General features: G+C 64.1%; 10 protein-coding genes. 8 read left to right on the plus strand and 2 right to left on the minus strand.

Annotation, left to right across the window (positions count from 1 at the left end; translation table 11 throughout):
- Positions 1–30 precede the first annotated feature (30 nt).
- The 3 genes from AB0J64_RS48870 to AB0J64_RS48880 all read left to right on the plus strand — a co-directional run bounded on the left by AB0J64_RS48870 (position 31) and on the right by AB0J64_RS48880 (position 2,540).
- Positions 31–945: an NAD-dependent epimerase/dehydratase family protein gene (locus AB0J64_RS48870; RefSeq protein ID WP_364043394.1), complete on the plus strand. Its 915-nt coding sequence runs from the start codon at positions 31–33 to the stop codon at positions 943–945.
- Positions 946–1,167: 222 nt separating this feature from the next.
- Complete coding sequence (locus AB0J64_RS48875; RefSeq protein ID WP_364043397.1) at positions 1,168–1,824, plus strand: hypothetical protein; 657 nt, start codon at positions 1,168–1,170, stop codon at positions 1,822–1,824.
- A 350-nt stretch (positions 1,825–2,174) separates the two neighbouring features.
- Positions 2,175–2,540 (plus strand): hypothetical protein, encoded by a 366-nt coding sequence (locus tag AB0J64_RS48880; RefSeq protein ID WP_364043400.1) that lies wholly within the window; start codon positions 2,175–2,177, stop codon positions 2,538–2,540.
- Between the two features lie 352 nt (positions 2,541–2,892).
- Here the strand turns inward: AB0J64_RS48880 and AB0J64_RS48885 are convergent, their stop codons facing one another.
- On the minus strand, positions 2,893–3,429 hold the full coding sequence (locus tag AB0J64_RS48885) for a hypothetical protein (RefSeq protein ID WP_364043403.1): 537 nt from the start codon (positions 3,427–3,429) through the stop codon (positions 2,893–2,895).
- Positions 3,430–4,470: 1,041 nt separating this feature from the next.
- Between AB0J64_RS48885 and AB0J64_RS48890 the strand changes: the two genes are divergently transcribed.
- Both AB0J64_RS48890 and AB0J64_RS48895 read left to right on the plus strand, forming a co-directional pair.
- Positions 4,471–5,520: a DUF4231 domain-containing protein gene (locus AB0J64_RS48890; protein ID WP_364043406.1), complete on the plus strand. Its 1,050-nt coding sequence runs from the start codon at positions 4,471–4,473 to the stop codon at positions 5,518–5,520.
- Positions 5,521–5,713: 193 nt separating this feature from the next.
- A complete protein-coding gene (locus tag AB0J64_RS48895; RefSeq protein WP_364043408.1) occupies positions 5,714–5,929 on the plus strand; it encodes a helix-turn-helix domain-containing protein in 216 nt (71 codons plus the stop codon).
- A gap of 301 nt (positions 5,930–6,230) precedes the next feature.
- Here AB0J64_RS48895 and AB0J64_RS48900 read toward each other — a convergent pair whose 3' ends face one another.
- Entirely contained in the window at positions 6,231–6,809 is a 579-nt protein-coding gene (locus AB0J64_RS48900; protein ID WP_364043411.1) for a helix-turn-helix domain-containing protein, read from the minus strand.
- A 99-nt stretch (positions 6,810–6,908) separates the two neighbouring features.
- Between AB0J64_RS48900 and AB0J64_RS48905 the strand changes: the two genes are divergently transcribed.
- From AB0J64_RS48905 to AB0J64_RS48915, 3 genes are all read left to right on the plus strand, one after another.
- The gene (locus AB0J64_RS48905) at positions 6,909–7,208 is read left to right on the plus strand and encodes a hypothetical protein (RefSeq protein WP_364043414.1); all 300 of its coding nucleotides are present in this window, start codon (positions 6,909–6,911) and stop codon (positions 7,206–7,208) included.
- Positions 7,171–7,944, plus strand: coding sequence for an alpha/beta hydrolase (locus tag AB0J64_RS48910; RefSeq protein WP_364043417.1), 774 nt, complete (start codon positions 7,171–7,173; stop codon positions 7,942–7,944). The genes AB0J64_RS48905 and AB0J64_RS48910 overlap by 38 nt, the downstream gene beginning before the upstream one ends.
- Positions 7,945–8,471: 527 nt before the next feature.
- Entirely contained in the window at positions 8,472–9,464 is a 993-nt protein-coding gene (locus AB0J64_RS48915; protein WP_364043423.1) for an ISL3 family transposase, read from the plus strand.
- Positions 9,465–9,545: the final 81 nt, after the last annotated feature.

A 9,545-nucleotide genomic window follows, 5' to 3' on the forward strand; every position in this document is an offset into this window, starting at 1 on the left:
AGAGCGGCAGTATCCACGAGAGGAGCCACCATGGGCAGGCACGTCATCGCAGGTGCAGGACAGGTCGGCAGGCACCTTGCCGAGCATCTGCTCACGCAAGGGCACGAGGTCGTCGTGATCACCAGGTCCGGCACGGCCCTCGCCGGGGTGGAGTCCGTCGCGGCCGACCTCAACGACCGCGAGCAGCTCATCCGGATCGTCAAGGGCGCCGACGCCCTGCACAACTGCGCAGGTCCCGCCTACACCCGCTGGGCCCAGGACTGGCCGCCGCTGGCCGCCGCGTTGCTCGCCGCCGCCGAGGCCACCGGCGCGGTGCTCGTCACCGCCGGCAACCTCTACGCCTACGGCCCCGTGAGCACGCCGATGACCGAGGATCTCCCCCTGAACCCCGCCGGCGTCAAGGCCCGTATCCGTACCCAGATGTGGACCGACGCGCTGGCCTCGCATCAGGCGGGCCGCGCTCGCGTCACCGAGGTCCGTAGCTCCGACTACTTCGGTCCCGGCGCCAGCGACCAGACCCCGGTCGGCACCCGCTTCGTGCCTTCGCTGCTCGCCGGCAAGCGCACCTCCTTCCTCGGCGACGCCGACCAGCCCCACTCGTGGACCTACCTGCCCGACGTGGCCGCCGCGATGGCCATCGCCGCCACCGACGAGCGCGCCTGGGGCCGCGCCTGGCACACTCCGACCAACCCGGCGCTGACGGCCCGCGCGCTGGCCGGGCGGCTGTGCGAACTCGCCGGCGCATCGGCGCCACGCCTCAACCGCCCCCCGGCGCCGATCCTGCTCGCGCTCGAGCTGACCAACCCCGTCATCCGCGAGCTGAAAGAGACCCGCTACCAGTTCGACCGCCCCTTCGTCGTCGACTCCTCAGCGTTCGAGAACACCTTCGGCCTGACCGCCACCCCCCTGGACGTCGCACTCCAGGCCACCATCGCCGCCACCTGACGGTTGATCCCCCGGACGACCTCGGCAGGACAGCGGGGTGGGCGGGCTCGCTTCGGCTCGCCACAACGTGGATCAGCCCGTCGTCGCAGGCACGATCAGCGAATACCACCACGCCGCCGCAGATGCGGGAAGGTTCATGTCCCTGGTAGGGCTAGCCGCATCTCCACCCAAAGTCGGCCAGGCCCTGGTGAACGGTGCGGTCTGCTCCAGCCCGATCACAGCGTGTACATCGGCATCGACGAACACGACAAGATCGGATCAGGAGAGCGAGCGGAACGGTTCCTGAACGAGATCAAAGGCATCTTCGGCCTCCCGCACACCTACTTCATGATCTCCGTGTCCGACGACGCGATGAGCGCCTTCGAACGCCGTGGCCTGCCGTTCCGCGACGCCTTCGACAGCTCCTTCGACGAGATCATCCGGGTCGGGCCGCTCTCCTACACCGAGTCCATGCGCTTCCTCTACCGCCGAGTCGTCGGACTCACCGAGCCCTACATCGCCTTCTGCCACTGCTTGTCGGGCGGGCTCTCCCGTGATCTCCTGCGCGCCGCCCGCGCCGTCATCCGCACCGCGTCCGCGCTCCCCTCCCCGGCTCTGACCCCGATCTGCCTCGCCATCCTGAAGGACGAGATACGTAAGAAGGCACACGCCCTCATGGAAGCAGCCATCGACCTGCCCGGCGACGTCCTCGGCCTGCTCCACGACCTGACCCATCGCCGCTCTGACCGCACACCCCGCGAGCTCGTGCAAAGCCTGCTGGACCGCCCTTTGGACGGGCCTGCTCTCGAATTCGCCGCCTACTCCTACTTCTGCGCGACCCTTGAAGAGCTCTTCACAGGCGAGCTGACCGGATTACGCAAGGCGAATGAGGGCGTCTGAGCGAAGCGAAGCCCTCCAGGGGTCGGGGCTGGGCCCGACTGGGAGTAACGCCTGAGCCTCGTGCGCGAAGCGCTCCCGTAGGGAAGACCTTTGGGGCGGGCTCCAGCAGGCCCACCATCCAGCGGGGCAACGGGCGGGTGGAGCCCTGCCCACCTACACGTACCGCAGAAGGAGTGGAGCCTAGGAGATTCGAACTCCTGACATCCTGCTTGCAAAGACGCATGCCAATCTTGCCCCACCTGCGAAGACGCAGCTCGGCGCCCTGATCGCGTTCCCCGTGACTCCCCGCTGTTCCCCCTCGTTTCCCGTCCCATCGGGCACGCGACGGGCACGGCTGGCAGACTCACCGCATGATCGAGATCGACGGCCCTTTCTGTCGCATCAGCGGCCCTGGCTTCGAGATGCTGATCCCCTGCTGGGAAGGGCATGATCCCGAGACCGTCGATCAGGCCGACGCGATTATCACGCTTCCTGACGGCACCCAGCGCCATGCCACCTTCATGACCCCCGGGGTCATCTCCGAGATCATGGATCGTTGGCAGAGGACGGGCGAATGCCTCAACGGTCGGTACTTCTGGTGCTCGGATCTGGTCATCATCCGCAAGCCTGGCTTCGTCTCGATGGTTGACGCCGTACGAGACATGATCGCGATTGGAGAGCTTGAAAGCGCGTGCAGTGCGCTGCCAATCGACGACGACGATCAACCTGCGGATTAAAAGAAGACGATTCGATCAAGCTCTGCGGCTCTGACCTCGGCATTCGGTGTCCGTGGATGTTCGCTGAGTTCCGCCGGTGTTCGCCCTCTTGGCTGTACTTGTGGCTGTAGAGCCAAGGGCACCGATGCCTGGCCTTCTGTTTACAAGGCCCCAAACGATCTTCATGGGCGTTCGCCGGCGTTCTCCACCTCGTCTGGCGACATCCTCGCCGTACGTCTCCGTCCGCCGCAGTTCATGATCGTCCGTCCGGGTGGCTCCCAAGGTGGCTCCCAAAAGTGGGCTTGCCAAAGCCCAGGCCCGCCGCCATTTGCACGCTCGGCGACACAACGCGGAATGAGAAGAATGAATCTGCCTATTGACGGACAGGACAGGGTGGTTGATCGGTCGGTCGTTCTGTCGAGAGACTCAGGCCCCACGCAGTGTACAACCGGATCGGCACGGGGGGTATACAGCCCGCTGTTTGGAATTCCCCCCCATAGTGCCATGCGTTGCTGCCCTGTTTCCACCAGAAGTGGATCTTGTCGGTAATGGCGATCGCATAGAAATTATCCTGGGCTTCGGTCTGCCCATATACGGCGCCGTAGTACACGGTCCCGCTCGCAGCCACACTGACCGCTACGGATGCACCTGTTCTACGAGCGGCATCGACGAGGCTTCGGCGTGTCTCCTCGTCAAGTTGCAGCGACCATGCGATTCCGGGAGCTACCCGGTCCCCGCCTTCTTCGTCCTGGTCGCTGGCTTGCCGGGAGGCGGCGGGAGCTGGCGTGGTCGCTATGCTGGTTTCGCTGGATGACAGCGACAAGACGGGGGCGACGGCTGCAATGGCAGCCGCGATCACGATGATCACCATTCCCGCGATCGCTACGAGTGCTAAGGTCGATGTCCGCATGGCCAAATCCCTAGTATTCGATAGAGAGCATTAGCAAAACGGTTCAATTGGAGGCTGCGGCCGGCAGAAAATCCTCTTTCTAGCAAGCGGGTGATTGGTCCTGGCCATGGACCCGTCTTAGGGTTGGGTGGATTATCGCTGAACCACAGGTTACAGTTTGGGACTTTCCGTGGACAGATGCAAGGCGGGGCCGTAGGGGGCCGACGGAGTCCGCGATGAAATCAAGGGTTCGAGTCGATTGCCCGCATGCTCACTGACCGAGGCGGCTCTCAGCGATTGTCTGTCCGGCGTGGCTGGTGTAGGTCGCATCACGTGCGTCTGACTCTGGTTCGCGTTTGCCCGCCGAGATCACTCCGGTGCTCGGTGGGCCGGGGCTGAGGAACGAAGTCCCGGACCGTCGATCGCCCCCAGCCCCGTTTCAGGATCAGCCACTCTCAGGCGATCGCGAGGGCTGTATTTGTGCGGCGGCGTGGCAAGCCCAATCGGAGCGTTTGATCCGTACGGTGTGGCGGGTGTGCGGTGCCCGGCCCGGTGTCCCGCCGCCGTCCGGGACCGGCCCCCAGGCCGCAGCCCGGACGGCGGGCGGGCGGAGGGCCGGGGGTACGGCGGCGCGCCGCGCCGCCGCTTGATCTATATGAGAGCAATTCGGCAGGGCTCCAACCAGTGACGATGTCACCTCCGGCAGCCGCGCGCGGGCAAGGCCAAAAGCAGGAGGCCTCACCAGCGATCGCCGCCAGACTTGCCCCTTAGCACCTGTATCAGCAAGACCGACTGTCCTGCATCCAGGACAGGTCCTCGGCAGACAGACCTGTCTTAAGGTCCGTCGGGCAGACCCCGGCCTGTTAGCAAGAGTTGCGCCAGGTAACACTTCTTTCTGCTTACGCGATACAGAAGGAATGGGAACGCACGCATCTACTGCGGCCGGAATGACGGGCTGGGGAGATGAGCAGCCAATCAAGATGTGACTTGCATTTTCCAGTGATAGCGAGGCGGGCTCGTCGATAAGGTCGGCAATACAGTCGCGACTTCACGCGGGCATCGATGGAGAGATTGATCCACGAATTTGCATCAACAACCAACCCTGCCAAGTGGATATTAGATGCCTGTCGAACTTTTATGCCGCCAGATCATCTCGGGCTATTTATACAGATTGCTCTCGGCGCAACTGTAACCTACGTTCTAATCCGAGCAATTATTGACCCTACCCATACATCGCCCCACAAAAATGAAGTACTTCCATCCGAGAGTAGCGAGGTTCAACCGGTGGCGACGCCCGAATACACAGGACCCGTTGAGCAGCTTTTGGAGATTAATCGCGAGATCCTTCTGAAGGAACTCGAGTTGCAACGCACCAAGAGACAGCGACTGGCATTTCGGGCTGGCCTTGTACTTGGTCCCACTATGTTCTTCGCAATCTACATATCCACTGCAGCGACATATGGCAAGTTTGACATGATGCTGATCAACACGATTGCGATCCCGATAGATATTCTGCTCATCGGTGGCGCGATCGTCTATTACGCCAACCGTAGAGCTGGGAACATCGAGGCCCTCAAGTTGGTGGGGGACGTCGAGCTCGACCTAACCGTCCTACGTGAGCGCAAGAGATTTATGGCGATCAATCTCATGCTGACACTCTCCCAGCGTCGATCCATCTATAAAGATGACACCAACCGGGATATTGAATCCTTTAGGCGAGACAGTAGGCGCTACAGAAGAATCAATAACGTGTTTCAATCGCTTGTTATTGTAGGCTCTCTGTTCGCAGCCTCTATGAGCAGCCTTGCTGTTGAGCAAGAAAGCTTTCGATGGGCCACCGTCGTTGCGACATTCCTAGTTGGCATATCGGCAGGCTTCACTGGATACTTCAAATTCAAAGATAGAGGGTTCTATCTTCAGCAAACAGCTGATGCGCTAGAGCATGAGTGGAGTATTTACGACCTAGGCATAGGCCGCTACAAGCGCCTCAAGCCAGAGGAAGCGCTCGCTGATTTTGTTGAGGAAGCTGAAAGAATCAAAGCCGAGCAAAGGCAGAGAGAACAGAATCTCGACCAACCGTCGGACGGCCGAGATTCCACAAGTCAGCAATAGTGGACCCAGTAGTGGCTTACCATCACTAACATGACCAACTCTGTCTTGGTCTCACGCTAGAGCTAAGAGGTCCGCCCGTTAGGCCCGTCCGGCAGCACGCCATCCAGCGGGCGCCGGCTTGGGCTCCGTGTAGATATCGCTCATCCGTACATGTGTCGGCGCTTCGAGCGGGGCTGATGGTAGAACGCTGCGTGTGGATGAGCGGCGGGATCGGTTGAGGGCGCTGGGTGAGTTGCTGCGGAGGCTTCGGCGGGAGGCCGGCCTCACTGGTAAGGATCTTGCGGTGCGGGCGCAAGTGGCGCAGCCTATGTACACGCGACCCGTAAGACCTGCGCATCCTTGCTCGTCGCCCTCGACGTCCACCCGCGCGTCGCCATGCAGATCCTCCGCCACTCACAGATATCCGTGACCATGAACGTGTACAGCGAAGTCTCGTCCGAAGAGACGCGCCGAGCGCTCATGAAGCTTGGTGATCAGCTGGACTCGTAGCGTCCGGTGCATCTGCAGGTCCTTGAGAGCATCCGCCGCTCACCCGTGTAACTAGGGAGAAGTACCCTGACGGAGCCGAGACGATCGCCAGATTCACACTGTTAAGAGGTCGCACAGATAGGCACGGTGATACCCAAGCAGCGAGGCAGGTACAGAGCCCTGACGATCATGGAGTTGCGACGCTCTTTGATCACGGATGGTGCCTTTTTAAGTACACCCGCTCACTCGGCGGCCACCGTCGCCTGCCACGCGCCCGGGCGCATGCCTGTCGCCTTCCGGAAGAACACCGAGAAGTTGGACGCGTCGGAGAAGCCGAGCGTGTTGGCGCAGGCGGCCGCGGTGAGGCGGTCGTGTGCGAGGAGCCGTTTGGCTTCCAGGACGATCCGATCAACGATGTACGCCTTCGCGCTGCGGCCGGTGACCTGCTGCACCGCTCTTGTGAGGGTGCGGGGCGCGTATCCCAGTGTCCGGGCGTAGTAGCCGGCGTCGTGATGTTCCCGGAAGTGCGCGTCGACGCTGGACCGGAACAGTCGGAACACCGGATTGATCGACCGTGCTTCGGCGTGGGGGGGCCGTAGCCGGGCGATGAGCGCGGAGAGCAGGATCTCGGGCAGCTCCGTCGAGATATCCCCGGGTGGGGCGGATGCTTCGAGGAGGAGATGGTCGCGCGCGGTGTCGACGAACGGCCAGTCCGCGTCGGAAATGCACCAGTGTGCGACCAGGTCCGGGGACGCGACGAGCTCCCGGGTGGCGTGGGTGACCGGCGCGGTCGGCACGAACAGCACGACGTGCCCAGCCACGCCAGCGATGTCATCCCATCGGTGCACAGCCCCAGGAGCGACCCACACCGCGGACCGCTCCTGGAGCGGGTGTCGGAGGAAGTCCACGGTGACGGATCCGTGCCCGGCATCGACGACGGCGAGGACGTGGAAGTCGGCACGCTGTGTCCCGCCGTCATTCAGCTCGCGAAGGCGGTCGAACGTCATGGTTTCGACAGTGGCGGCACGGCGCCCGACGGGCTGGTAGGTCATCTGCCGGATCACGGTCATCTGTCCAGTTTCCACCATCAGGTGACCAGTCGTGCCGATGCCCTGGCGCAGCGGAAGAGATTGGATGAACACACAGAACAACCGCCTCAGAACCTTGATCTAGAGAGTCTCGATGAACACGACGCAGCAGCCGCTACTGCCCGCTTATGACCACCGGCCGGGGACCGGACCGACCCTGGTGTTTCTGCACTACTGGGGTGGATCCGCCCGCACCTGGGACCTCGTCGTCGACCGCCTCGCGGGACGCGACATGCTCACTGTCGACTTCCGCGGGTGGAGCCGCTCGAGCAACCTGGCCGGCCCCTACACCCTCCGCCAACTCGCCGACGACACGCTCGCCGTGATCGCCGACGCGGGCGTCACCGAATACGTCCTCGTCGGACATTCCATGGGTGGCAAGATCGCGCAGCTCATAGCGGCGACCCGGCCCGCCGGCCTTCGCGGGATCATCCTCGTCGGTTCCGCTCCGGCGAAGCCCGCCGTAGAGATCACTCCCGAGTACCGGGAAGGCCTTTCCCACGCCTACGACTCCGACGAGTCCGTCGCTGGCGCACGGGATCACATCCTCACCGCGACAGAGCTGCCCGAAGCGATCAGGTCGCAGATCGCGACCGACTCGCGGGCCAGCACCGACGCCGCCCGCACGGAGTGGCCGCTGCGCGGCATCGCGGAGGACGTCTGCGAGCACACCCGCATGATCAACGTCCCCGCCCTCGTCGTCGCCGGAGAGAACGACCAAGTCGAGCCCGTCGACGTGCTCGCCAACAACCTGGTGCCCTACCTCTCCGGAGCCGACTTCACGGTGATTCCGAACACGGGTCACCTGATCCCGCTGGAAGCTCCGGCCGACCTCGTCGACGCAATCACGGCCTTCGCACCAGCCTGAAAAACGACTTCGTCCACGATCACCCGCGGGACGCCCCGCCGCGTGACAGCGCGAGGCCGAGGCCGAGGCCCGACCCTCCCGCGGTGATACGCACCCCGCCAGACCTGCTTGCTGCGGCCGACCGGGGCGACAAGCAGGTCGGCCTCACCGCCCGGCGCCGTGCCGAGACACCTCAGCGGGTGGGGCCCGTGTTCATGGACTACCTGCAGGCCGGTGACGTTGAGGATCTGCTGTCGCTCTACGAGCCGACAGCGGCGGCTCCGCCGCCTCGCGGACCGGGAACGTCTGCGGACCAAGGGCGAACCCGCGGCATGGCCATATGGCCTCTGACCTGATGGTCGTGACACCTGTCGGGCGTACTCCCGAACGTGCAGAGGCGCGTACGGATCGGCAGGCTCTGTCGCTGATCTTGGGACGTGTAGCGATCTTGTAGTTGATCATATTCGGAGTGCGTTCCGGGATGGGTTGAGGAGTTGCTCCCGCATTGGGCGGGGATCGTGGTCGAGGTCGTGGAGCGGGTCGCGGGGATGGTGACCTTGCACGCCCGGTGCCGAGCAGATGAAGGGGTCTGCCCGCACTGCGGTGTAGCGTCGGGCCGGGTGCATGACCGGTACGTCCGGCGGCTGGCCGACGCCGCGCTGAGCGGGATCAAGACCGTGCTGGCGGTGACGATACGGCGCTTCAAGTGCGTGAATACCAGGTGCGCGGCGGCGACGTTCGCCGAACAGGTCGAGGGGCTGACCAGCCCGCACGCCCGCTTCACGCCGCTGTTACGGGAGATGCTGACGTCGGTGGCGGTGAGCATGGCGGCCCGGGCAGGCGCCCGGCTGGCGGCTCGGCTCGGAATGCCGGTCGCCAAGGACACCCTGCTGCGGCTGGTCCGATCGCACCCCGAACCGGTGGTCGGCGCGGTCCGGGCCGTGGCGGTGGACGACTTCGCCCTGCGCAAAGGCGACGTCTACGCCACGATCGTGGTCGACTTGGAGGCCCGGCGTCCCGTGGAGGTGCTCCCGACCCGGGAGGCGCGCCCAGTGGCCGCGTGGCTGGCCCTGCACCCTGAGGTAGAGATCATCACCCGTGACCGTGCCCGCGCCTACGCCGAGGCCGCCCGTATCGGAGCACCTCAAGCCCGGCAAGTGGTCGATCGCTGGCACGTCTGGAACAACCTGACCGAAGCCGTCGAGAAGACGGTCGGCGCGCACCACGGCTGCGTCAAGCAAGCGTATGCCGAGTTGCCCGGCAACCGCGGCGAGCTTGCGACCCCTCCCCAGCCACCGGACGGCCACCTGGACGTCCACGGCCGCGAACGCGCCCTGGTGGCCCGGACGACCAGACGATACGCCGAGGTACAGGAGCTGGTGGCCGAAGGTCGCTCGCTCAAGGGCATCAGCCGGGACCTGAACCTCGACTACTACGCCGTACGCCGCTACGCCCGCGCGGCCGGCCTGGAGGAACTGCTGGTGGCGGCCACCCACCGCACCACACTGCTGGATGCTTACAAGCCGTTGTCAATCCCCTGAAAACGTGGAGACGGTTCTATGCCACAGCGGTCCTCAGCAGGGCCGATGAGGCTTGTCTCTTCTCGATCATGTGACGTTCGA

Source organism: Nonomuraea sp. NPDC049695, assembly GCF_040674955.1.
GTDB lineage: Bacteria > Actinomycetota > Actinomycetes > Streptosporangiales > Streptosporangiaceae > Nonomuraea > Nonomuraea helvata.

Coding starts and splice junctions, on each gene's coding strand:
- AB0J64_RS48890 (WP_364043406.1), top strand. CDS start 4,471: ATGGAGAGATTGATCCACGAATTTGCATCAACAACCAACCCTGCCAAG.
- AB0J64_RS48880 (WP_364043400.1), top strand. CDS start 2,175: ATGATCGAGATCGACGGCCCTTTCTGTCGCATCAGCGGCCCTGGCTTC.
- AB0J64_RS48915 (WP_364043423.1), top strand. CDS start 8,472: ATGGTGACCTTGCACGCCCGGTGCCGAGCAGATGAAGGGGTCTGCCCG.
- AB0J64_RS48885 (WP_364043403.1), bottom strand. CDS start 3,429: ATGCGGACATCGACCTTAGCACTCGTAGCGATCGCGGGAATGGTGATC.
- AB0J64_RS48870 (WP_364043394.1), top strand. CDS start 31: ATGGGCAGGCACGTCATCGCAGGTGCAGGACAGGTCGGCAGGCACCTT.
- AB0J64_RS48910 (WP_364043417.1), top strand. CDS start 7,171: ATGAACACGACGCAGCAGCCGCTACTGCCCGCTTATGACCACCGGCCG.